Source organism: Sphingomonas sp. SP6 (genome assembly GCF_058313435.1).
On sequence record NZ_JBZFLG010000004.1, the window covers coordinates 306,862 to 327,926 of the forward strand.

Annotated in this window: 25 protein-coding genes and 1 riboswitch; of the genes, 24 read left to right on the forward strand and 1 reads right to left on the reverse strand. The window is 68.3% G+C overall.

Features of this window, described 5'->3' with window-relative positions; translation table 11 throughout:
- Positions 1-21 precede the first annotated feature (21 nt).
- The 18 genes from rpsN (at position 22) to guaA (ending at position 13,334) form a co-directional block, all read left to right on the forward strand.
- Positions 22-327 carry a 30S ribosomal protein S14 gene (gene rpsN / locus AC4GYY_RS14945; protein ID WP_491121668.1) on the forward strand — a complete coding sequence of 102 codons (306 nt, stop codon included), beginning with the start codon at positions 22-24 and terminating at the stop codon, positions 325-327.
- A 12-nt stretch (positions 328-339) separates the two neighbouring features.
- The gene (rpsH, locus tag AC4GYY_RS14950) at positions 340-735 is read left to right on the forward strand and encodes a 30S ribosomal protein S8 (protein WP_491121669.1); all 396 of its coding nucleotides are present in this window, start codon (positions 340-342) and stop codon (positions 733-735) included.
- The gene (gene rplF, locus AC4GYY_RS14955) at positions 735-1,268 is read left to right on the forward strand and encodes a 50S ribosomal protein L6 (RefSeq protein ID WP_491121670.1); all 534 of its coding nucleotides are present in this window, start codon (positions 735-737) and stop codon (positions 1,266-1,268) included. Before rpsH ends, rplF begins: the two co-directional genes overlap by 1 nt.
- A complete protein-coding gene (rplR, locus tag AC4GYY_RS14960) occupies positions 1,265-1,615 on the forward strand; it encodes a 50S ribosomal protein L18 (RefSeq protein ID WP_491121671.1) in 351 nt (116 codons plus the stop codon). The genes rplF and rplR overlap by 4 nt, the downstream gene beginning before the upstream one ends.
- Positions 1,616-1,618: 3 nt before the next feature.
- Positions 1,619-2,422, forward strand: a complete 804-nt coding sequence (gene rpsE / locus AC4GYY_RS14965; RefSeq protein ID WP_491121672.1) for a 30S ribosomal protein S5 — start codon at positions 1,619-1,621, stop codon at positions 2,420-2,422.
- Between the two features lie 5 nt (positions 2,423-2,427).
- A complete protein-coding gene (gene rpmD, locus AC4GYY_RS14970) occupies positions 2,428-2,607 on the forward strand; it encodes a 50S ribosomal protein L30 (RefSeq protein ID WP_491121673.1) in 180 nt (59 codons plus the stop codon).
- Between the two features lie 91 nt (positions 2,608-2,698).
- The gene (gene rplO, locus AC4GYY_RS14975; RefSeq protein WP_491121674.1) at positions 2,699-3,241 is read left to right on the forward strand and encodes a 50S ribosomal protein L15; all 543 of its coding nucleotides are present in this window, start codon (positions 2,699-2,701) and stop codon (positions 3,239-3,241) included.
- Positions 3,242-3,363: 122 nt separating this feature from the next.
- Entirely contained in the window at positions 3,364-4,728 is a 1,365-nt protein-coding gene (gene secY, locus AC4GYY_RS14980; RefSeq protein WP_491121675.1) for a preprotein translocase subunit SecY, read from the forward strand.
- Between the two features lie 57 nt (positions 4,729-4,785).
- Entirely contained in the window at positions 4,786-5,433 is a 648-nt protein-coding gene (locus tag AC4GYY_RS14985; protein ID WP_491121676.1) for an adenylate kinase, read from the forward strand.
- 382 nt (positions 5,434-5,815) lie between these two features.
- Positions 5,816-6,508, forward strand: a complete 693-nt coding sequence (locus tag AC4GYY_RS14990; RefSeq protein ID WP_491121677.1) for a response regulator transcription factor — start codon at positions 5,816-5,818, stop codon at positions 6,506-6,508.
- The gene (locus tag AC4GYY_RS14995) at positions 6,508-7,848 is read left to right on the forward strand and encodes a sensor histidine kinase (protein ID WP_491121678.1); all 1,341 of its coding nucleotides are present in this window, start codon (positions 6,508-6,510) and stop codon (positions 7,846-7,848) included. The genes AC4GYY_RS14990 and AC4GYY_RS14995 overlap by 1 nt, the downstream gene beginning before the upstream one ends.
- Before the next feature lie 29 nt (positions 7,849-7,877).
- Entirely contained in the window at positions 7,878-8,456 is a 579-nt protein-coding gene (locus AC4GYY_RS15000; RefSeq protein WP_491121679.1) for a Uma2 family endonuclease, read from the forward strand.
- Between the two features lie 27 nt (positions 8,457-8,483).
- Positions 8,484-8,711 (forward strand): hypothetical protein, encoded by a 228-nt coding sequence (locus AC4GYY_RS15005; RefSeq protein ID WP_491121680.1) that lies wholly within the window; start codon positions 8,484-8,486, stop codon positions 8,709-8,711.
- A 163-nt stretch (positions 8,712-8,874) separates the two neighbouring features.
- Positions 8,875-9,243, forward strand: a complete 369-nt coding sequence (gene rpsM / locus AC4GYY_RS15010; RefSeq protein ID WP_491121681.1) for a 30S ribosomal protein S13 — start codon at positions 8,875-8,877, stop codon at positions 9,241-9,243.
- 96 nt (positions 9,244-9,339) lie between these two features.
- Positions 9,340-9,729: a 30S ribosomal protein S11 gene (gene rpsK, locus AC4GYY_RS15015; RefSeq protein WP_019516037.1), complete on the forward strand. Its 390-nt coding sequence runs from the start codon at positions 9,340-9,342 to the stop codon at positions 9,727-9,729.
- Positions 9,730-9,828: 99 nt separating this feature from the next.
- Complete coding sequence (locus AC4GYY_RS15020) at positions 9,829-10,893, forward strand: DNA-directed RNA polymerase subunit alpha (RefSeq protein WP_491121682.1); 1,065 nt, start codon at positions 9,829-9,831, stop codon at positions 10,891-10,893.
- A 229-nt stretch (positions 10,894-11,122) separates the two neighbouring features.
- Complete coding sequence (gene rplQ / locus AC4GYY_RS15025; RefSeq protein WP_491121683.1) at positions 11,123-11,539, forward strand: 50S ribosomal protein L17; 417 nt, start codon at positions 11,123-11,125, stop codon at positions 11,537-11,539.
- A 238-nt stretch (positions 11,540-11,777) separates the two neighbouring features.
- Positions 11,778-13,334 carry a glutamine-hydrolyzing GMP synthase gene (guaA, locus tag AC4GYY_RS15030; RefSeq protein WP_491121684.1) on the forward strand — a complete coding sequence of 519 codons (1,557 nt, stop codon included), beginning with the start codon at positions 11,778-11,780 and terminating at the stop codon, positions 13,332-13,334.
- 256 nt (positions 13,335-13,590) lie between these two features.
- Here the strand turns inward: guaA and AC4GYY_RS15035 are convergent, their stop codons facing one another.
- Complete coding sequence (locus AC4GYY_RS15035) at positions 13,591-14,631, reverse strand: hypothetical protein (protein WP_491121685.1); 1,041 nt, start codon at positions 14,629-14,631, stop codon at positions 13,591-13,593.
- A 183-nt stretch (positions 14,632-14,814) separates the two neighbouring features.
- Here AC4GYY_RS15035 and AC4GYY_RS15040 point away from each other — a divergent pair, with 183 nt between their 5' ends.
- The 6 genes from AC4GYY_RS15040 to AC4GYY_RS15065 all read left to right on the forward strand — a co-directional run bounded on the left by AC4GYY_RS15040 (position 14,815) and on the right by AC4GYY_RS15065 (position 21,065).
- Positions 14,815-15,825: an aldo/keto reductase gene (locus AC4GYY_RS15040; protein WP_491121686.1), complete on the forward strand. Its 1,011-nt coding sequence runs from the start codon at positions 14,815-14,817 to the stop codon at positions 15,823-15,825.
- The gene (locus tag AC4GYY_RS15045) at positions 15,822-16,031 is read left to right on the forward strand and encodes a hypervirulence associated TUDOR domain-containing protein (RefSeq protein ID WP_491121687.1); all 210 of its coding nucleotides are present in this window, start codon (positions 15,822-15,824) and stop codon (positions 16,029-16,031) included. The genes AC4GYY_RS15040 and AC4GYY_RS15045 overlap by 4 nt, the downstream gene beginning before the upstream one ends.
- 99 nt (positions 16,032-16,130) lie before the next feature.
- Positions 16,131-16,346, forward strand: a riboswitch (cobalamin riboswitch).
- 198 nt (positions 16,347-16,544) lie between these two features.
- The gene (locus AC4GYY_RS15050; protein WP_491121689.1) at positions 16,545-18,476 is read left to right on the forward strand and encodes a TonB-dependent receptor plug domain-containing protein; all 1,932 of its coding nucleotides are present in this window, start codon (positions 16,545-16,547) and stop codon (positions 18,474-18,476) included.
- Positions 18,476-19,321: an ABC transporter substrate-binding protein gene (locus AC4GYY_RS15055; RefSeq protein WP_491121690.1), complete on the forward strand. Its 846-nt coding sequence runs from the start codon at positions 18,476-18,478 to the stop codon at positions 19,319-19,321. Before AC4GYY_RS15050 ends, AC4GYY_RS15055 begins: the two co-directional genes overlap by 1 nt.
- On the forward strand, positions 19,318-20,301 hold the full coding sequence (locus AC4GYY_RS15060) for a FecCD family ABC transporter permease (RefSeq protein ID WP_491121692.1): 984 nt from the start codon (positions 19,318-19,320) through the stop codon (positions 20,299-20,301). The genes AC4GYY_RS15055 and AC4GYY_RS15060 overlap by 4 nt, the downstream gene beginning before the upstream one ends.
- Entirely contained in the window at positions 20,298-21,065 is a 768-nt protein-coding gene (locus AC4GYY_RS15065; protein ID WP_491121693.1) for an ABC transporter ATP-binding protein, read from the forward strand. Before AC4GYY_RS15060 ends, AC4GYY_RS15065 begins: the two co-directional genes overlap by 4 nt.

Here is a 21,065-nt window from a genome sequence, read left to right on the forward strand (position 1 = left end):
AGATAAAGAGAGCTTAAGTCCATGGCGAAACTGAGTTCGATCAACAAGAACGAGCGGCGCAAGAAGCTGGTGAAGCAGTATGCGCCGAAGTACGCGAAGCTGCGGGCGCAGGCGAACGACAAGACCCTCGACGAGGGCGAGCGGATGATCGCGCGCCTCAAGATGGCCGAGCTGCCGCGCAACGCGAACCCGACCCGCATCCGGAACCGGTGCGAGCTGACCGGGCGCCCGCGCGCTTATTATCGCAAGTTCCGCCTCGCCCGCGTGATGCTGCGCGATCTGGCCAATAAGGGTCTGATCCCCGGCCTCACCAAGTCGAGCTGGTAAGGGACGTATCCAATGGCAGTGACCGATCCCCTGGGTGACCTGCTCACCCGCATCCGCAACGGCCAGCGTGCGCGCAAGGATTCCGTCCTCTCGCCCGCGTCCAAGCTGCGCGTCCGCGTGCTCGACGTGCTCCAGCGCGAGGGTTATATCCGCGGCTATTCCGAGGAAGAGATGGGGCCCGCCAAGGGCGTCCGGATCGAACTTAAGTATTTCGAGGGTCAGCCCGCGATCAAGCATGTCGCGCGCGTCTCGAAGCCGGGCCGCCGCGTCTATTCGGGCAGCCAGGATCTGCCGCGGGTCATGAACGGCCTGGGCATCACCATCGTGTCGACGCCGCGCGGCGTGCTCTCGGATGCCGAGGCGCGCGAGCAGAACGTCGGCGGCGAAGTCCTCGCGGAGGTGTTCTGATGAGCCGCATCGGTAAAGTGGCGGTCCCGATCCCGTCGGGCGTCACCGCGAGCATCGCCGGCAAGGTGATGAGCGTGAAGGGCCCGAAGGGGACGCTGACGCTCCCGCTCGCGGACGACATCAGCTATGACATCCAGGCGGACGTCATCGCGGTGAAGCCGGCGAACGAGACCAAGCGCGCGCGCGCCTTCTGGGGTATGCAGCGCACCCTGGTCCAGAACCTGGTGACCGGCGTGACCGAGGGCTTCACCAAGAAGCTCCTGATCAACGGCGTCGGCTACCGCGCCGCGGCGCAGGGCCGCAAGCTGAACCTCAAGCTCGGCTACAGCCACGACGTCGACATCGCGGTGCCGGAAGGCCTCGACGTGAAGACGCCGGACGCGACCACCGTCGAGATCAGCGGCGCCGACAAGCAGAAGGTCGGCCAGTTGGCCGCGGAGATCCGCCGTTGGCGCAAGCCCGAGCCGTACAAGGGCAAGGGCATCAAGTACGACGGCGAATATATCTTCCGCAAGGAAGGGAAGAAGAAGTGAGCAAGGGTCTTTCGCTCTTCGAGAAGCGGCGTCGCCGCAACCGTACCGCGCTGCGCGCGCGCTCGGGCGCCCGCCCGCGGCTCAGCGTGCATCGCTCGGGCAAGCACATCTACGCGCAGGTCATCGACGACGCGGAGGGGCGCACCGTTGCCTCGGCTTCGACGCTGGCCGGTCACGAGGGTTCGACCGCGAACGTCGCTGCGGCAACCGAAGTGGGCAAGCGCCTCGCCGAGGCGGCCAAGGCGGCAGGCGTCACCCAGGTCGTCTTCGACCGTGGCGGCTTCCTTTATCACGGCCGCGTCAAGGCGCTGGCCGACGCGGCGCGCGAAGCCGGACTGGAGTTCTAGAGAATGGCCGATACCAACGATATCCAGTCGCAGCCCGGCGCTCCCGCCGCGGTTGAGGCTCCCGCCGGCGACGCCGGCGCTAACACCGGCGGCTCCAACACGGGCGGCGGTGGCGGTTATCAGGGTCAAGGCGGCGGCGGTCGCGGTCGGGGTGGTCCCGGCGGCGGCGGCGGTCGTGGCCGCGGTGGCCCGGGCGGCAATCGCGGCGGGCGCGACGGTGGGCGTGGTCGCGACAATCGCGGCGGCCCGCGCGGCTCCGACGACGGCGGCGAGGAGCTGATCGAGAAGCTGGTCCACATCAACCGCGTCTCTAAGACGGTGAAGGGCGGCAAGCGCTTCGGCTTCGCGGCGCTGGTCGTCGTGGGCGACGGCAAGGGCCGGGTCGGGTTCGGCCATGGCAAGGCGCGCGAAGTGCCGGAGGCGATCTCGAAGGCGACCGCGGCCGCCAAGAAGGGCATGGTCCGCATCCCGCTGAAGGAGGGCCGCACGCTCCACCACGACGGCAACGGTCATTTCGGCGCGGGTCGGGTGACCTTGCGCTCGGCCCCGCAGGGGACCGGGATCATCGCGGGCGGTCCGATGCGCGCGATCTTCGAATCGCTCGGCGTCGCCGATGTGGTGACCAAGTCGGTCGGCACGTCCAACCCGTACAACATGATCCGCGCCACCTTCGAGGCGCTGGGCGACCAGACTTCGCCGAAGTCGGTGGCGCAGCGGCGTGGCAAGAAGATCGCCGACCTGCTCGGCCGCGGCCACGGCGCGACCGCCGAAGTGGCCGAGGCGGACGCCGCGGCGCTCGTGGAGTAATCGACATGGCGACCATCAAGATCAAGCAGACCGGTTCGCCGATCCGCCGTGGCAAGGAGCAGCGCGCGACGCTGATCGGCCTCGGCCTCAACAAGATGCACCGCGTCTCGGAGCTCGAGGACACCCCCGAGGTCAGGGGCATGATCCGCAAGGTGCATCACATGATCGAGGTTCAGGAGGGCTGACCTCGACCCGTCGTCCCGGCGCCCGCCGGGAGACGGGGTGGGTGGCGGGCCTCTTCCCGTCTGCGCGTGACAAGCGAAAGCGAGTGCATCCATGAAACTGAACGAACTGCGCGACAACGAAGGTGCGCGCCACCGTCGCATGCGGGTCGGCCGCGGCATCGGCTCCGGCAAGGGCAAGACCGGCGGGCGCGGCCAGAAGGGTCAGAAGAGCCGTGAAGGTGTCTCGATCGCCGGCTTCGAAGGCGGCCAGATGCCGCTCCACATGCGGCTGCCGAAGCGCGGCTTCAACAACATCTTCGCCAAGGATTACGCCGAGGTGAACCTCGGTGCGATCCAGATGGCGGTCGACGCCGGCAAGATCGCGGCGGGCGCCTCGCTCGACCATGCTGCCCTCCAGGCGGCGGGGCTCGCCCGCGGGGGCAAGGACGGCGTCCGCGTGCTCGGCAAGGGTGATCTCTCGACGGCGCTGACCCTTACGGTCGCGGGCGTCTCCGCCGGCGCGCGTGCGGCGATCGAGAAGGCGGGCGGCACGGTCACCGTGATCGAGGTCGTCTCCGCGGCCGACAAGGCTGCCGCCAAGAAGGGCGTGAAGTACAAGGAGCGCCAGGCGCACAAAGCCTCGTTCAAGGCGTAACCTCCTCTCCCTTCCCGTGCGCGGGAGGGGAGCAGGTGACAAGGCGGCCCGGCCGCCTATATGGGCGGCGGGGCGGGTCACAACGCATCCCGCCGCTTTCCGTTTCAGGGCATTCGATCACGATGGCATCCGCAGCCGACCAGATGGCGCAAAGCATCAGCCTGGCGAAATTCGCCAAGGCGACCGACCTCAAGAAGCGGCTGTGGTTCACCATCGGCGCGCTGATCGTGTTCCGGATGCTCAGCTACGTGCCGCTGCCGGGCATCGATCCGACCGCGTTGGGGCTCCTCGCCGACCAGACGAAGGGCGGCGTGCTCGATTTCTTCAACACCTTCTCGGGCGGGTCGCTCAGCCGCATGTCGCTGATCGCGCTCGGGGTGATGCCGTACATCACCGCGTCGATCGTCGTGCAGCTCGCGACCTCGCTGTCGCCGCAGCTCGCCGCGATCAAGAAGGAGGGCGAGAGCGGCCGCAAGCGGCTGAACCAATACACCCGCTACGGCACCGTCGCGCTGACCGCGATCCAGGGCTATTTCATCGCCGTCGGGCTCGAGGCGCTCGGCGCGAGCCAGGGTGTGCAGGCGGTGGTCGAGCCCGGACTGCTGTTCCGCATCAACGCCGTCATCTCGCTGATCGGCGGCACCATGTTCCTGATGTGGCTGGGCGAGCAGATCACCAGTCGCGGCATCGGCAACGGCGTGTCGCTGATCATCATGGCCGGGATCGTCGCCCATCTGCCGACGACGCTGAAGAACCTGCTGGAGGGCGGGCGGACCGGCTCGATGAACCCGGTGACGCTCATCGCGATCATCCTGGCGGTCGCGGGGCTGATCCTGCTGATCTGCTTCATGGAGCGCGCTCAGCGCCGCATCCTGATCCAATATCCCAAGCGGCAGACCCAGCGGGGGGTCCAGGCCGATCGCAGCCACCTGCCGCTCAAGCTCAACACCGCGGGCGTGATCCCGCCGATCTTCGCCTCGTCGCTGCTGCTCATGCCGCTGACGATCTCGCAGTTCGCGGGCAAGGCCGTCCAGGGCGAGAGCCGCTGGGGCGACATCATCATCTCGCTGAATCAGTACCTCCAGCACGGCGCCCCGGCGTACATGATCCTGTACGCCGCCGGGATCATCTTCTTCTCGTTCTTCTACACCGCGGTGGTCTTCAACCCCGAGGAGACGGCGGAGAACCTGAAGCGCTACGGCGGGTTCGTCCCCGGCATCCGGCCGGGCAAGAACACCGAGGTCTATTTCGACTACGTGCTGACCCGCATCACCGTGATCGGCGCGGCCTATCTGACCTTCATCTGCGTCGTGCCCGAATACCTGGTTTCGGCGCTGTCGATCCCCTTCTACCTTGGCGGCACGTCGCTGCTGATCGTCGTCAACGTGACGATGGACACGGTGACGCAGATCCAGTCGCACCTGCTCGCACATCAGTACGGCGACCTGATCAAGAAGGCGAAGCTCAAGGGCGGTCGGCTGCGCTGAGCCCGCGGCGGCTAAGCCGCTTGCGTTAATTCCGAACGTATGGGAGTCCGTTCGCGCGTGAACATCATTCTTCTCGGGCCGCCCGGAGCGGGCAAGGGGACCCAGGCGCATCGGCTCGAGGCCGATCGCGGCATGGTCCAGCTGTCGACCGGCGACATGCTGCGCGCGGCAGTGAAGGCGGGCACGCCGGTCGGGCTCAGGGCCAAGGCGGTGATGGAAGCGGGCGAGCTCGTGTCGGACGCGATCGTCTCCGCGCTGATCGGCGAGCGGATGGACCGCGGCATCGGCACGGGCGCGATCTTCGACGGCTATCCGCGCACCGAGCCCCAGGCCGACGCACTCGATTTTCTGCTCGAGGAGCGCGGTCAGACGCTCGATCACGTGATCGAGCTTGCGGTCGACGAAGACGCGCTCGTCGAGAGGATCGTCGGCCGGTTCACCTGCGCCAATTGCGGCGCCGGCTATCACGATTCGTTCAAGCTGCCCCAGGTCGAAGGCATCTGCGACGTCTGCGGGCATCGCGAGTTTAAGCGCCGTCCCGACGACAACGAACAGACCGTGCGCACGCGCATGGCCGAATATCGGGCCAAGACCGCGCCGATCCTTCCTGGGTACGAGGCGCGCGGGCTGGTCCGCCGTGTCGACGGCATGGCCGACATCGCGCATGTGACCGAGGCGATCGCCGCGATCCTCGACGGACGCTGATCCTTTTCCTCTCCCGCGACCGGGAGAGGGCACGTCGACATGACACTCTTTTCATTCCCCCGTCACCGCGGCGACGGGTGCGGGCGGGTATCTCCAGTCCCGTGGCCGGCGTCTCCCCGTCGCCGGCCCAACGGAGATCACGATGGTCCGCTTCCTTGTTTCTGCCGCTGCGCTCGCGCTCGTTGCGTCTCCCGCGCTGGCGCACGGCAAGCACGGAGGCGGGCAATCCAAGGCGGGTCACTCCCGCGCGCACGGCCACAAGGCCGGAGGCAAGCACAAGGGGTGACGTCACGTCACGAGATCGGTGCCCGAACTCCCGGGGGTGCCGAGGCCGGCGGGACGCTCGCGTCCCGCCGGCTTTTTTCGTAAGGTCGCAAGCGACATGAGCCGCAAGATCCTGATCGTCGAGGATGACGCCGCCGCCGCGTCCTATTTGGCCAAGGGGTTGGCCGAGGCCGGGTTCACGGTCGAATCGTGCGGCAACGGCCGCGACGGATTGTTTCTGGCGAGCGAGGGCGTGTTCGATCTGATCGTCGCCGACAGGATGCTGCCCGGGCTCGACGGCGCGGCGATGACCGCCGCGATCCGTGCGGCCGGGATCGAGACCCCGATCCTGATCCTCTCCGCGCTCGCCAGCGTCGACCACCGGGTCGACGGGCTCAGGGCCGGCGCCGACGACTATCTGTGCAAGCCCTATTCGTTCGCCGAACTGACCGCGCGCGTCGAATCGCTGCTCCGCCGCTCGGCGCGCGGTTCGGCCGAGCCGCAGAAGACCAGGATCGAGGTCGGCGATCTCGAGATCGACCTGCTCGCGCGCCAGGTCACCCGCGCCGGCCGCGCCATTCCGCTGGGCGCACGCGAGTTCACACTCCTTGAATATCTCGCGCGCAATGCCGGCCAGGTCGTGACCCGGACGATGATGCTCGAGAAGATCTGGAACTACCACTTCGATCCGGGCTCGAACGTCGTCGACGTCCACATCGGCCGGCTCCGCCGCAAGCTGGAGGACGGATTCGCCGCGCCGATCCTTCACACCGTCCGCGGTGCGGGTTACCGCCTTTCTCCGGAAGGTTGATGCGGCTGTCGGTCACCGCGCGGATCGCGCTGCTGACGATCGCGCTGGCGCTGGCGTCGAACCTCGCCGTCCTCGTCTTCGTCCGCCACCAGGCCCGCGCGGCGGCGTTCGAGCAGCTCAAGCGAGGAACCGTCGAGCAGGCCGAGGCGCTCGCCGCCTCGGCACGCGGCGGCCCCGCCGCGGTGCGGCAGGCGGTGGGCGACGCCGCCGATCCTGGCGACCAGACCGGGGCGACCGCGCTGCTCGGCCCGACCGGCGCGCGGATTCTCGGCACCGGCCCGCAGCGGCCGCGCGTCTCGCTGGATGCCACCGGGTTTCGGATCGGGCGGATCGGGGATGCGGACGGCTGGCGCACCGACGCGGGCTACGTCGTCCGGCCGGTCGGCGGCGAAGCCTACCTGCTGGTGGCGCGTCAGCTGTCGACGCTCGACGATCAGCAGCGCGCGCTCGAACGCGCGCTCGCGATCGGCATGATCGTCGCGGTCGTGTTCGGCGCGCTCGGCGGATGGATCGTCTCGCGGTATGTCGCGCGGCGGCTGCTCCGGATCTCGGGGGTGATCGAGGCGGTGGGGGAGGGGGATCTGACCCGGCGCGTCCCGCTCGAAGCACGCGGCGGCGACGCCTTCGATCGTCTGTCGGACCGGCTCAACCGCACGCTCGACAAGGTCGAGGCGCTGATGGGGGAGCTGCGGGTGGTGACGGACGGTCTCGCCCACGACCTGCGGTCGCCGCTCGCCCGGCTGCGCGCCAAGACCGAGCAGGCGGTGCTTCAGCCGGAAGGCGCGTCGCGTGAGGCGGCACTGGGCGGGCTGCTCGCCGAATGCGACCTGGTCATGCGGATGCTGACCACGCTCATCGAGATCAGCCGCGCCGAGCAGGTCTCCGCCGACCGCTTCGTCCGTGCCGATCCCGCCGATCTGATCGAGGAGATCGCCGACCTCTACGAGCCTCTGGCGGAGGATGCCGGCTTCGCCTTCGCGGTCGAGAACGACACCGCGCCCGTCCGGCTGCCGATCCACCGCGAGCTGCTGAGCCAGGCGGTGACCAACCTCGTGGACAACGCATTGAAGCACGGCGCGGCGGGCGGGACGGTGATCCTGCGGCTCCGCGACAGCTTCGGGATGGTCGCGATCGAGGTCGTCGATCGCGGCCCCGGCATCGCGCCCGGGGATCGCGCGGTCGCGCTGCGCCGGTTCGGCCGGCTGGATGCGGCGCGCTCGACGCCGGGGGCGGGGCTGGGGATGGCGCTGGTCGACGCGGTGGCGCGGCTCCACGGCGGCCGGTTCGAGCTCGACGACGCGCGGCCGGGTCTGGTCGCGCGCATCCTAATACCGTTGTGAGGCCGGCGGCCGGCTGGTAGACTGGCGCGATGGGACACGAACAGCCGATCGCCGATGCGGACGTCGAGGGTCCGATCCGCCACAAGCTGGCCGTCGAGGAGTTCCTGATCCTCGACGAGGCGGGGGTGTTCGACAGCAAACACATGGAGTTGATCGACGGTGAAATAGTCGGCGTGAGCCCGACGTATCGACCGCACGCTCGCACCCTCGCCGCGATGATGCACGAGTTGGTCGTCGCCGTGCGGAAGGCGGACGTCGGACTAATCGCTTTCAGCCCGGTCTCGACCCGACTCGACGATCACAATCTGCCGGAGTCTGACCTTACGGTGGCCGTAGACGATGGCGGCGACGGACTCTTAGCTCGGGAGTCAATCCGCACCGCATTCGAGGTCTCTTCGAGCACGCTCCGCTACGACCTGGTGAAGAAGGCGGAGCTTTACGCGCGCTTTGCGGTCCCGGAATATTGGGTGATCGACGTGAACGATCGCAGGGTGATCCGCATGTTCCATCCTGTCCAAGGCGGATATGCGGAACGGAATGAGTTTGCGTTCGGCTCTCCCGTCGCCTCCGCCGCCATTCCCGACCTCGTCGTCGACGCCTCGCTCTGAGGCCCGACTCGGCCAACGCCCAGGGACGTGCTCACCGCCTTCGGCCTGTTCGCAGTCACCTTCATGCTCGTCTGCTACGTGCTGGAGGACCGCGCGCCGTTCTGGACGTTACTGTTCGCGCTTGGCTGCCTGATGGGATCGGCTTATGGCTTCCTCCAGGGCGCATGGCCGTTCGGCGCGGTCGAGCTGATCTGGTTCGTGGTCGCGCTCAGGCGATGGTGGAAGCTTCGGCAGCTGAGGGAACCCGTCGCTTGACAGGGCGTTGGCGCGCGCTTACCTGACCATCACTCCGCAGCACCGGGTCCCGGTGGCGCTGTCCAGCGCCTGCCGGCTTTCCTGCGTTTCGGACGATCACTGCGTTGAGATGGGGCGTGCGAAACCATGCCGCGCCCCGTGGAGCACGAGGAGACTGAGTTTCATGGCACGTATCGCGGGTGTCAACATCCCGACCAACAAGCGCGTGATCATCGCGCTCCAATATATCCACGGCATCGGCCCGACCAAGGCCAAGCAGATCACTGACAAGCTGGAGATCGCCGCCGAGCGCCGCGTCCAGGACCTGACCGATCAGGAGGTGCTCCAGATCCGCGAAGCGATCGACGCCGACCACAAGGTCGAGGGCGATCTGCGGCGCGAGACCGCGATGAACATCAAGCGGTTGATGGACCTCGCCTGCTACCGCGGCCTGCGCCATCGCAAGGGCCTGCCGGTCCGCGGCCAGCGCACGCACACCAATGCGCGCACCCGCAAGGGCAAGGCCAAGCCGATCGCGGGCAAGAAGAAGTAAGGGCTCCGCCTCCTCGCGCGCACGTGTGAAGGAGGTGTGACTTTTGCGATTTTACCGGCTCGATCGCCACCGCACTTCAGGTTCAGGACGTCATCAATGGCTCAGGCACCCCAGCGCATTCGCCGTCGCGAGCGCAAGAACATCACCGCCGGCGTGGCGCATGTGAACGCCAGCTTCAACAACACCATGATCACTATCACCGACGCGCAGGGCAACGCCATCAGCTGGTCGTCCGCGGGGATGATGGGGTTCAAGGGCTCGCGCAAGTCGACGCCCTATGCCGCGCAGGTCGCGGCGGAGGACGCGGGCAAGAAGGCCGCCGAGCACGGCGTCCGCACGCTCGAGGTCGAGGTCAAGGGCCCCGGCTCGGGCCGTGAATCGGCGCTCCGGGCGCTCCAGGCGGTCGGGTTCCAGATCACCTCGATCCGCGACGTGACCTCGATCCCGCACAATGGCGTGCGGCCGTCGAAGCGTCGCCGCGTCTGATCTTTCTTCGCGACCGCTGACGAGCGGTCGCGCTTTCGACTCGGCCGGCGCGCCCCTCCCCCTTGGGGTTTTGGCCGGCCCAACCAGGGGACGTGAGCTTTGTCCGTCAACGCAAAGAACTGGCAGGAACTCAAGAAGCCGAGCGCGCTCGAGAAGAAGAGCGGTGACGGCAAGCGCAAGGCGACCTTCACCGCCGAACCGCTCGAGCGCGGCTTCGGCCTGACGCTCGGCAACGCGCTGCGCCGGGTGCTGCTGTCGTCGCTCCAGGGCGCGGCGGTGACCTCGATCAAGATCGAGAACGTGCTCCACGAATTCAGCTCGTTGGCGGGCGTTCGCGAGGACGTGACCGACATCGTCCTCAACGTGAAGCAGATCGCGATCCGGATGCAGGGCGAGGGGCCGAAGCGGCTCCAGCTCTCAGCCACCGGCCCCGCCGAAGTGAAGGCCGGCGACATCGCCGTCTCGGGCGATATCGAGGTGATGAACCCCGAGCTGGTGATCTGCCACCTCGACGAGGGTGCGACGCTCAACATGGAGCTCACCGCCGATATCGGGAAGGGCTATGTCCCCGCGGTCGCCAATCGCCCGGCCGACGCGCCGATCGGGCTGATCCCGGTCGACGCGCTCTACTCGCCGGTGCGTCAGGTGTCGTACAAGGTCGATCCGACCCGCGTCGGGCAGGACCTCGATTACGACAAGCTGACGCTCACGATCGAGACCGACGGCACCGTCACACCGGAGGACGCGGTTAGCTACGCCGGCCGCATCCTCCAGGACCAGCTGGCGCTGTTCGTCCACTTCGACGATTCGGTCGTCACGCGCTCGGCCCCGATCGGCATGGCCGCACCGGCGCCGTCGTCGGGCGAAGTCATCGGCGACACCCAGCAGATCAACCGTTACCTGCTCAAGAAGGTCGACGAGCTCGAACTGTCGGTCCGTTCGGCCAATTGCCTCAAGAACGACAACATCATCTACATCGGCGATCTGGTCGGCAAGACTGAGGCCGAGATGCTGCGCACCCCGAACTTCGGTCGCAAGTCGTTGAACGAGATCAAGGAAGTGCTCAACACGATGGGTCTTCGGTTGGGAATGGAAATCCCGGGCTGGCCGCCGGAGAACATCGAAGAGATGGCGAAGAAGCTCGAGCAGGAAATCATGGGCTGATCGCAGGCGGATAGTGAAGCTATCCGCCGGCTTGGCGATCAGCCCGGCCGGCGTCGCGTGAGCGAGGACCGACGTCGCGGCTTCGCCGCGTCGCCCCTCCACCACCCGGCTACGCCGGGCGGTCCCCCTCCCCAAGCGAGCTTGGGGCGGAAAGGTGAAGGTGACGGCCTCAAGCGTCACCAGGCGCGGGGTACCTCATACGGCCCCCTGACGAACGAAGGATGATATCATGCGTCACGGTTACGGCGGCCGGAAGCTTCAGCGGACCTCGGCCCACCGCCTCGCCCTGTTCCGCAACATGAGCGCCGCCCTCATCAAGCACGAGCAGATCACGACGACCGTCGCCAAGGCGAAGGAGCTCCGTCCGTACATCGAAAAGCTGATCACGCTCGGCAAGAAGGGTGGCCTCTCGAACCGCCGTCTCGCCCATGCGCGGCTGCTCGACGACGCGCAGCTCCAGAAGCTGTTCGACGTCCTCGCGCCCCGCTACGCCGATCGCAACGGCGGCTATACCCGCGTCATCAAGGCAGGCATTCGCGCCTCGGATGCTTCGCCGATGGCGATCATCGAGTTCGTCGACCGAGACGTCAGCGCCAAGGGGCAGGATTCGGGGCCCGTGGCGAACGAAGAGTATGAGGACGCCTGAACCAGCCGCCTCGCGAACATGAGAAGGGCCGCTCCGGGCGTCGGGGCGGCCCTTTTCGTGCGTCAGTGCCGGAAGAACAGAAAATAGAGGATCAGCACGACCGGCAGCGGCACACCCACCGCCCAGAGCAGACATCCGCGACCCATCACCATCCTCCTTGTTGCAGCGACGCAACGAGCCGTGTGGGCGCTCCGTTCCCGGGCTTCTCGGAACGCGATCCCATCGCTACAGGCTCGCCATGCAGCACCCCGACAGCATCCTCATCGTCGATTTCGGCAGCCAGGTCACCCAGCTCATCGCCCGCCGCGTTCGCGAGGCGGGCGTCTATAGCGAAGTCGCGCCCTTCCAGTCGGCCGAGGCGGCGTTCGCGCGGATGCGGCCCAAGGGGATCATCCTCTCCGGCGGGCCGGCGAGCGTCACCGAGGCGACGTCTCCCCGCGCGCCCCAGGCCTTCTTCGAGGCGGGCGTGCCGGTGCTCGGCATCTGCTACGGCCAGCAGCTCATGAGCGCGCAACTGGGCGGCACGGTGGTGATGTCGGGCGACGGCGGCGAGTTCGGCCATGCGCTCATCGAGGTGACGCAGCCTTGTGCGCTGACGGACGGGCTGTGGCAGACGGGCGAGCGGCACCAGGTCTGGATGAGCCACGGCGACAAGGTCGACGCGATCCCGCCCGGCTTCGTCCCCGTCGCCGTCAGCGAGGGCGCGCCCTATGCGATGGTCGCGGACGAAGCGCGGCGCTTCTACGGCGTCCAGTTCCACCCGGAGGTGGTCCACACCCCCGACGGCGGAAAGCTGATCGCCAATTTCGCGCGTCACGTCTGCGGGCTTGCCGGCGACTGGACGATGGCGGAGTTCCGCGGGACCAAGATCGCCGAGATCCGCGCGCAGGTGGGCAGGGGGAGGGTGATCTGCGGGCTTTCCGGCGGCGTCGATTCGGCGGTCGCGGCGGTGCTGATCCACGAGGCGATCGGCGAGCAGCTGACTTGCGTCTTCGTCGATCACGGGCTGATGCGCAGCGGCGAGGCGGAGCAGGTCGTCGCGCTGTTCCGAAATCACTACAACATCCCGCTCGTCCACGTGAACGTCGAGGAGCTGTTCTTGTCGGGCCTCGCCGGCGTCACCGATCCCGAGGCCAAGCGCAAGTTCATCGGCAAGACCTTCATCGACGTGTTCGAGGCGGAGGCGAGGCGGATCGGCGGGGCCGAGTTCCTGGCGCAGGGCACCCTCTATCCGGACGTGATCGAAAGCGTGTCGTTCACCGGCGGGCCGTCGGTGACGATCAAGAGCCACCACAATGTCGGCGGCCTCCCCGAGCGGATGGACATGAAGCTCGTCGAGCCCTTGCGCGAGCTGTTCAAGGACGAGGTGAGGGCGCTCGGCCGCGAACTGGGGCTTCCGCAAGCGTTCGTCGGCCGGCATCCGTTCCCCGGGCCCGGCCTCGCGATCCGTATCCCCGGCGAGGTGACCAAGGAGCGTTGCGACATCCTGCGCAAGGCCGACGCGATCTACCTGGAGGAGATTCGCAGCGCCGGGCTGTATGACGCGATCTGGCAGGCGTTCGCGGTGTTGCTGCCGGTGCGCAGCGTCGGCGTGATGGGCGACGGCCGCACCTACGACAGCGTCCTGGCGCTGCGCGCGGTCACTTCGGTCGACGGCATGACGGCCGAGGCGTTCGAGTTCCCCGGCGGCTTCCTCAAGCGCGTCGCGACCCGGATCATCAACGAGGTGCGCGGGGTCAACCGGGTGACGTACGATTATACGAGCAAGCCGCCGGGGACGATCGAGTGGGAGTGATCCGGACTCGGGAAGGCGCGGGGCGCCTTCCCGGCCGGATCACTCGGCACCGCAAGGTGCCCTAAGAAGACTCGCGATAAGCCAGGGGCTTGTCGCGGCCTCGTCACTCGGTCGCGCAAGCGACCCTGAAGGAGGACTCGGGAAGCCGCGGGGGGCTTCCCGGCCGCGCAATTGGCCCTAAGGGCGCTATCCGTCGCCTCGACGCCTGGGTTGACCGCGAAGGCGACGGGTTCGCACCCGCCGCCCTCGTGCCCGTTTAGGCGAGCGCTAGATGCGTCGGCCAGTGGTCATTCGAACCGAGGTGCGACACCGGGGCGACCGTGTCGTGACCGAAGGCGTGATCGGCCAGCGGCGCCGCGTCAGACTTGCCCGGCTGCAGGTCGATGAGCTGGAGCTTGCCCGAATTGGTGTCGAGCAGCGACAGGTAGCGCCCGTCCGCACTCAGGTGGAGCTGGTCACCGTAGCTTTCTGCGTTGTTCCATTCGGTCGGGTCGACGGCGTAGCTCTTAGTAACATTCCAAGTCTTTACGTCGTACTTCTCGATTTCTCCGGCGTTGATGTCGTAGACGTATAGATTTCGACCTGAATTATCGAAGACCATGCCGCCCAACGTACCGCTCACCGTCACGGTCCGCAGCCCGTGCAGCTCGAGGTCGTAGAGGTAGATGGAATTGTAGTAGATGAATTGAGCGACCAGCCCCGCCTTCACGCTGATAGCCTGAATCCCATAATTGAAGCCGCTGCCGAGCTGGTAGTCGTCTCCGGTCGCCACGATTACTTCGGTTTTGCCATCGTAGATCGCAAGCGGGCCGTTCGATATGCCTTTCTCGGCAACCAGTGAATAACGGCCGGTGCGTGTCAGATCCGAATAGCTCGAGTAATAGACGCCGCCATCGACCGCCGAGAACTCGCCGGTTGTGAAATCGAGTGCGGCCAGCGTGTCTCCGTCGCCCCCACTCAGGATCGCCTGATGGTCGTTGGTTACTTGGACGTCCAGATAGTTGCCGTCGGTTCCAGCAAACCGCTGCCGCTCGCCGGTGGTGGTGTCGATTCGGACGACGACCGCCCGGTCACCCGAGTGGCCGGCGGCGAGCAGGTAGTGGCCGTCGTCGCTGATCGAAATCGCGCCGACCGTGGCATGGGCGTTCCACGTAGCGATCCGCTCACCGGTAGCGACGTTGTATTCGTAAATCTTGCCCGTGCTTGTCGACGCGAAGAGATGTGTTCCGTCCGGGCTGAAGGTCGCGCTCAGTATCCCGGCCGGAGCAAGCGTCGACACATCGTATTTGGCTGCCATTGATGATCCCCCCTACGCCGGAAACGGCGCTCCGCGAACGTATAACCCGCGCGGTGCGCTGTCCACGGCCCCGGCCGTGTGGGACCTGCCCTCGCCTCGGCTCGCTCTGCCCCGCGGCGCGAGGGGCGTGGCATCCTTTGCGCGTGTTCGGGGTTTTTCCGGGCAATCCACTGGAAGGCCGCCATGCCCCGCTACCACCTCCCGCACAGCTTCGGTCTCGGCGGCGTCGCGATCGGCAACGAGTTCGCCTTCGCGACCGACGAGCAGGCGGAGGCGACTCTCTCGGCGGCGTGGGACGCGGGGGTGCGCTATTTCGACGTGTCGCCCTGGTACGGGCTCGGGCTCGCCGAGCGGCGGTTCGGGCGGTTCCTGGCGCGCAAGCCGCGCGACGAGTTCGTGATCTCGTCGAAGGTCGGCAAGCTGCTCCGCGCCTCGCGCGGCCACGATGGCCGCAAGTACTTCCCGTTCAGTCCGTCGCCGAACACGCCTCGCTTCGACTATACCGCCGACGGCGTGCAGCGCTCGATTGAGGACAGCCTCCAGCGGATGGGCCTCGACCGGCTCGACATCGTCTTCGTCCACGATCTGTCGCCCGACAATGCGTATCTGCCCGAGGATTGGGAGACGCTGTGGCCGGTGGCGGAGAAGGGCGCCTTCCCCGCGCTGACCCGGCTGCGCGAGGAGGGGACGATCGACGCCTGGGGGATGGGCGTGAACTGCCCGCAGCCGATCCTCAGGTGCCTGGAGGTCGCCGACAGCGACATCCACCTGCTTGCGAGCCAATATTCGCTGATCGACCATGCCAATGCCGTGGAACAGGTCTTTCCCGCCGCGCGGCAGGCGGGCGTGTCGTTCGTCGTCGGCTCGGCGCTGAACGCGGGTTTCGTCGGCGGCGCGGGTCGGTACAATTACGGCGCGGACAACACGCTGATCCCCGCCGACAAGCGCGAGCGGCTGGCGACACTGCGTGCGGTCGCCGGGCGGCACGGCGTCGATCCGGTCGCCGCCGCGCTCCAGTTCAGCCTCGCGCCCGATGTCGCGGCGGCGCTGATCGTCGGCACGGCCAAGCCCGATCACCTCCTCCACGACCACGCCGCCCTCCGCGCCAGGATTCCGCCCGACTTCTGGGAAGACCTGCGCCAAGCGGGCGTACTCCACCCCGACGCCCCCGTTCCTCAAGGAGACGACGCATGACCAAGAGCCTCAAGGCCGGCGATACGGTAAAGTGGGACACGCCCCAGGGCGAGACCCACGGCAAGATCGTGAAGAAGGTGACCGGCACTGCCAAGGCGGGCGGCCACACCGCCAAGGCGAGCAAGGACGAGCCGCAGTACAAGGTGAAGAGCGACAAATCGGGCAAGGAGGCGATCCACAAGCCCGAGGAACTCAAGAAGGGCTGATCATCGTCCTGCCGCCCGCACCCCATACGGCCGCGCCACATCGCGGGTTGCGATCTCGCGCCGATCGGCTAGAGCGCGGCTTCGGATCCGGGCTTGCCCGGCGCCGAAGATCGCGCCGGTGCCTCGCGAGAGGCTGAAAACGGGAATGCGGTGCGGAAGGTTCGCCTTCCCAATCCGCGGCTGTCCCTGCAACTGTGAGCGGCGAGCGAGAGGCGCAGGCGGTGGAGACACCGCAGCCACTGGGGTGACCTGGGAAGGCGCGCTTCCAAGCTTTGACCCGCGAGCCAGGAGACCTGCCGACGCGAGTCGCTACGCTTTGGTCCAGGGGATGGCCGGGGCACGGAAGACCTTCCGTCGAGAGCGACACGCCGTGCGGCCGGGGCCGCGAGCGGTTTCGGTCGGGCCTCGCGGATCTGCGTCCGCTGCGGGTGTCCGCCTGGTCCGCGTCCGTCGCGTTCCAGCGCGCCGGATCGCCCCATGCCGCGCCTGTCGAGCCGGCGCGGGGGAAGATCCATGACCAAGACGTTCGCTTCGATTCTGGCGCTCGCCGCCGCTACGCCGGCACTCGCGCAGAGCGACCCGACCATCCCGACCACCGACCTCGCCGGCCACGACGTGGTCGTCACCGCCTCCCGCTCCGGCGAGGGCGTCGAGGTCCGCGACCTGCCCGCGTCGGTGACGGTGTTGAGCGGCGCCGACCTGAACGAACGCCAGACCCGGCTCGTCGCCGACGTGCTCCGCGATGTGCCCGGTCTTGCGGTGTCGCGCGCCGGTGCCGGGCTGACCGACGTCCGCATCCGCGGCTCGGAGGCCAACCACGTGCTGGTGCTGATCGACGGCATCGAGGCGTCGGATCCGTTCCAGGGCCAGTTCGACTTCTCCTCGCTGCTCGCCGACGAGGCGGCCAAGATCGAGGTGCTGCGCGGGCAGCAATCGTCGCTCTACGGGTCGGACGCGATCGGCGGCGTGATCCAGTACATCACGCTGACCGGGCGCGAAGCACCCGGCATCTCGGTCCGAGCGGAAGGCGGATCGTTCGGCACCGCCGCCGGCGGGGTGCGGGTCGCGGGCTATTCAGACAGCCTCGATTATGCGGTCTCCGGATCGGCTTATCGGACCGAAGGCACGCCGACCGCGCGGAACGGCACGCGCGATGTCGGCTTCACCACCGCCAACGCGACCGCCAAGGTGAGCTGGACACCTTCGCCGATCTTCAAGCTGACCGGCGTCGGCCGCTACACCTATGCCGACGCGCTGACCAACGACAGCGAGTTCGACACCGCCAGTCCGCTGTTCGGCTATATCGTCGACACGCCCGGCTCGCATGCGCGCACCGACTCGATCTACGGCCTCGTCCGCGGCGACCTCGCGCTCGCCGACGGCAAGTGGAACACCGCGCTCAGCGGGCAGATCGCCGATATTGACCGCACCGGCTATTCGGCGTTCGGCGTCACTTCGGGCGACCACGGTCGCCGCTACAAGGGCTCGCTCGAGACGAGCTACCGCTTCGGCAGTGACCGCGTCATCAACCGCGTGACCGGCGCGGTCGACTTCGAGCACGAGAGTTTCGAGAACACGACGCCGGGCGGCTTTGCCTTCACCGGCACGCGCTCGACCGAGAATTGGGGGTTCGTCGCACAGTACGAGCTGACCGTCGATGACGCCTTCTCGGCCGGGGCGAGCATCCGCCACGACGCGAACGACCGCTTCGCCGACGCGACCACCTGGCGCGCCCAGGCCGGTTACCGGCTGCCGTTCGGCCTGCGGGTGCGCGGCGCCTACGGCACGGGGGTCAAGAACCCGGGCTATTACGAGCTGTTCGGCTACGAGGACGGCCGCTACATCGGCAATCCGGACCTCAAGCCCGAAAAGTCGAAGGGTTGGGAAGCGGGCGTGGACTATGATCTGGCGGGCGGACGCGCGACGATCGGCGCAACCTATTTCGACAGCATCCTCGAAGACGAGATCACCACGATCTATCCTGCTCCCGATTTCGTCGCGACGCCGGCCAATCGCGACACGCTGTCGCGCCAGCACGGGGTGGAGGTGTTCGTCTCCGCGCGGCCGATCCCGCAGATCAAGTTCGATCTCGCCTATACCTATCTCCATGCCCGGGAGAACGGGGTCCAGGAGGTGCGTCGTCCGCCGCATGTCGCCAGCCTCAACACGACGATCTTCAGCCGCGACCAGCGCTTCTCGGGAACGCTGACGGTCCGCTACAACGGCCGCCAGACCGATCTCGCCTATATCGATCCGAGCTTCGTCCCGGTGACCGAGTCCTTGCGGGAGTATGTGCTGGTCAACCTCAACGCCGAATATCGGATCACCGACCGCCTCTCGGTGTTCGGGCGTATCGAGAATTTGGGGGGTGAGGGGTATGAGGAGGTGTTCAGCTTCGCCACGTCGGGCCGTGCGGGGTACGGGGGGGTTCGGGCGAGGTTCTGATGCGCCTGCCGGTCGTCCTCGTCCTCGCATTCGCGCTCGGCGGCTGCGGCGCGGGGCGGCCGGCACCGGCCGCGCATCCGCTCAAGGTGATGAGCGTCAACCAATGCACCGACCAACTCGTCCTGGCGCTGCTTCCGCCCGATCGGATCGCCTCGGTCAGCTGGTTGTCGCGTGACCCCGCCGGGTCGCTGATGGCACGCGCCGCCCGGCGCGTCGCGGTCAATCACGGCTTCGCCGAGGAGGTGCTCGCCCAGCGACCCGATCTGGTGATCGCCGGCAGCTTCAGCACGCCGGCGCTGCGCGGCGCGCTGAGACGGGTGGGCTATCCGATGCTGGAGGTCGACGAGCCGTCGTCGATCGACGACATCCGCCGCGTCACTCGCCAGATCGCCGCCGCGGTCGACGCGCGCGGGCGCGGCGAGGCGCTGATCGCGGCGATGGATCGGACGCTCGCCGACCTGGCGCGCGCGCCGGCGCCGCCAATCTCCGTCGTCGCATGGGATCGCTCCGGCTTCGGGGCGAGCCGGGGGTCGCTCTACGACGCGATCCTGGCGGCGGCAGGCGCGCGCAACCTGGGGCGCGATCCGCTCGTCGCGGGAGCCCGCCATCCGGGCGTCGAGACCTTGGTTCGGCTGCGGCCGGCGGTGCTGGTCCGGGGATCGCATGACTCCGGGCCGAGCCTGGGCGACGACATCGACCGCCACCCGCTCGTGCGGCGTCTCTGGAATGGCCGCAGCGTCGCCGTGCGCCAGGCCGCTTATGCGTGCGGCACCCCGATGATCGCCGCGGCGGCCGTCGCGCTGCGCCGGGATCTCGGCGCGGCGCAGGCGAGGACGCGGCCGTGAGGCGTTGGCTGGTCCTCGCCCTGCTTGCCGCCCTCGCGCTGCTCGCCGCCGCCTCGCTGCTGGCGGGGGAAGTGTGGCTTACCCCCGCGCAGGCGGCGACGGCGCTGTTCGACCCGCGTCCGGACCTCGCCCGGCTGATCGTCACCGAGGTGCGGCTGCCGCGGCTGGTGCTGGCGCTGCTGGTCGGCAGTATCCTCGGCCTGTCGGGGGCGGTGCTGCAGGGATTGCTGCGCAATCCGCTCGCCGAGCCGGGGCTGCTCGGCGTTTCCGGCGGAGCCTCGCTCGGCGCGGTGATCGCGCTCTATTACGGCTTTGCGAGCGTTTCCGCGCTGGCGACGCCGGTGTTCGCGCTGGCGGGCGCGACGGTGACGATCGGCGTCGCGCTGGCGCTGTCGCGGCGCGGCGGAACGCTGTCGCTGATCCTCGCCGGCGTCGCGGTGCAGACGATCGCGGGCGCCGGAGTGAGCCTGGCGCTCAATCTCGCCCCCAGCCCGTTCGCCGCCTATGAGATCATGAGCTGGCTGATGGGCTCGCTCGCCGACCGCAGCTGGGATCACGTGCTGCTCGCCGCGCCCTTCATCGTCCTGGGGGCGGGGCTGCTGCTGACGACGGGGCGGGCGCTCGATGCGCTAACGCTGGGCGAACGGCAGGCGGAGAGCCTGGGGATCGACCTGCGGCGGACCCGGCTGCTGGCGCTGCTCGGCGTCGCGCTGGGAGTCGGCGCGGCGACGGCGGTGACGGGGGCGATCGGCTTCGTCGGGCTGATCGCTCCCCATCTCGTCCGGCCGCTGGTCGGGCATCGGCCCAGCGCGACGCTTGCGCCGGCGGCGCTGGCGGGAGCGATCATCGTGCTCGCCGCGGACATCGCCACCCGGCTGCTCAGGATCGGGCCCGACATCAAGCTGGGCGTGTTCATCGCGGTCGTCGGCGCGCCCTTCTTCCTCTGGCTCGTGCTCCACGTCCGGAAGGCGGGGGCATGAGCGCGCTCGTGCTTGAAGGCGTCGGCGTCGAGCGCGGGCGGCGGACGGTGCTGGGCGCGATCGACGTGACCTTCGTCGCCGGGCGCTTGACCGCGATCATCGGCCCGAACGGAGCCGGCAAGTCGACGCTGCTCGAGGTCGCCGCCGGCTTGCTGACCCCGACGACGGGAGCGGTCCGGCTCGACGGCGCGCCGCTCGCCGGGATCGGGCGGCGCGATCTGGCGATGCGCCGGGCCTATCTGCCGCAGAATCCCGCAGTCGACTGGGCGATCAGCGTCGAGCGCGTGGTCGCGCTGGGGCTGACCGCGCATCTTCCCGCCTTCGGCGGGCTCCCGGCCGCTTGGCGGGCCAGGATCGACGCCGCGCTGGTGCGCCACGATCTCGTCGCGCTGAAGGACCGCCCGGCGACCCAGCTTTCGGGCGGCGAACTCGCCCGCGTGATGCTGGCGCGCGCCACGGTGGGGCAGCCCGAGATGCTGATCGTCGACGAGCCCACCGCCGGGCTCGACCCGCGCCACGCCATCGACGCCGGCGCGCGACTGCGCGCGCTGGCGGATGCGGGTTGCACCGTGATCGTCGCGCTCCACGATCTCGCGCTCGCGCTGCGGATCGCCGACGATGTCGTCGCGCTCAAGGATGGACGGGTCGCCGCGCGAGGGCCGGCCGCGGCGGTCTTCACCGACGCGGCCCTGTCCTCGCTCTACGACGTCGGCGTCCGCGTCGTCCGCGACGACGGGCACGCAGCGATCCGCTTCCTGGATTAG

Coding starts and splice junctions, on each gene's coding strand:
- AC4GYY_RS15050 (WP_491121689.1), top strand. CDS start 16,545: ATGACCAAGACGTTCGCTTCGATTCTGGCGCTCGCCGCCGCTACGCCG.
- AC4GYY_RS15055 (WP_491121690.1), top strand. CDS start 18,476: ATGCGCCTGCCGGTCGTCCTCGTCCTCGCATTCGCGCTCGGCGGCTGC.
- rplO (WP_491121674.1), top strand. CDS start 2,699: ATGAAACTGAACGAACTGCGCGACAACGAAGGTGCGCGCCACCGTCGC.
- rpmD (WP_491121673.1), top strand. CDS start 2,428: ATGGCGACCATCAAGATCAAGCAGACCGGTTCGCCGATCCGCCGTGGC.
- rpsK (WP_019516037.1), top strand. CDS start 9,340: ATGGCTCAGGCACCCCAGCGCATTCGCCGTCGCGAGCGCAAGAACATC.
- AC4GYY_RS15065 (WP_491121693.1), top strand. CDS start 20,298: ATGAGCGCGCTCGTGCTTGAAGGCGTCGGCGTCGAGCGCGGGCGGCGG.
- rplQ (WP_491121683.1), top strand. CDS start 11,123: ATGCGTCACGGTTACGGCGGCCGGAAGCTTCAGCGGACCTCGGCCCAC.
- rpsN (WP_491121668.1), top strand. CDS start 22: ATGGCGAAACTGAGTTCGATCAACAAGAACGAGCGGCGCAAGAAGCTG.
- AC4GYY_RS15000 (WP_491121679.1), top strand. CDS start 7,878: ATGGGACACGAACAGCCGATCGCCGATGCGGACGTCGAGGGTCCGATC.
- AC4GYY_RS15045 (WP_491121687.1), top strand. CDS start 15,822: ATGACCAAGAGCCTCAAGGCCGGCGATACGGTAAAGTGGGACACGCCC.
- guaA (WP_491121684.1), top strand. CDS start 11,778: ATGCAGCACCCCGACAGCATCCTCATCGTCGATTTCGGCAGCCAGGTC.
- secY (WP_491121675.1), top strand. CDS start 3,364: ATGGCATCCGCAGCCGACCAGATGGCGCAAAGCATCAGCCTGGCGAAA.
- AC4GYY_RS15035 (WP_491121685.1), bottom strand. CDS start 14,631: ATGGCAGCCAAATACGATGTGTCGACGCTTGCTCCGGCCGGGATACTG.
- rpsM (WP_491121681.1), top strand. CDS start 8,875: ATGGCACGTATCGCGGGTGTCAACATCCCGACCAACAAGCGCGTGATC.
- AC4GYY_RS15040 (WP_491121686.1), top strand. CDS start 14,815: ATGCCCCGCTACCACCTCCCGCACAGCTTCGGTCTCGGCGGCGTCGCG.
- AC4GYY_RS14990 (WP_491121677.1), top strand. CDS start 5,816: ATGAGCCGCAAGATCCTGATCGTCGAGGATGACGCCGCCGCCGCGTCC.
- AC4GYY_RS14995 (WP_491121678.1), top strand. CDS start 6,508: ATGCGGCTGTCGGTCACCGCGCGGATCGCGCTGCTGACGATCGCGCTG.
- rpsH (WP_491121669.1), top strand. CDS start 340: ATGGCAGTGACCGATCCCCTGGGTGACCTGCTCACCCGCATCCGCAAC.
- rplF (WP_491121670.1), top strand. CDS start 735: ATGAGCCGCATCGGTAAAGTGGCGGTCCCGATCCCGTCGGGCGTCACC.
- rpsE (WP_491121672.1), top strand. CDS start 1,619: ATGGCCGATACCAACGATATCCAGTCGCAGCCCGGCGCTCCCGCCGCG.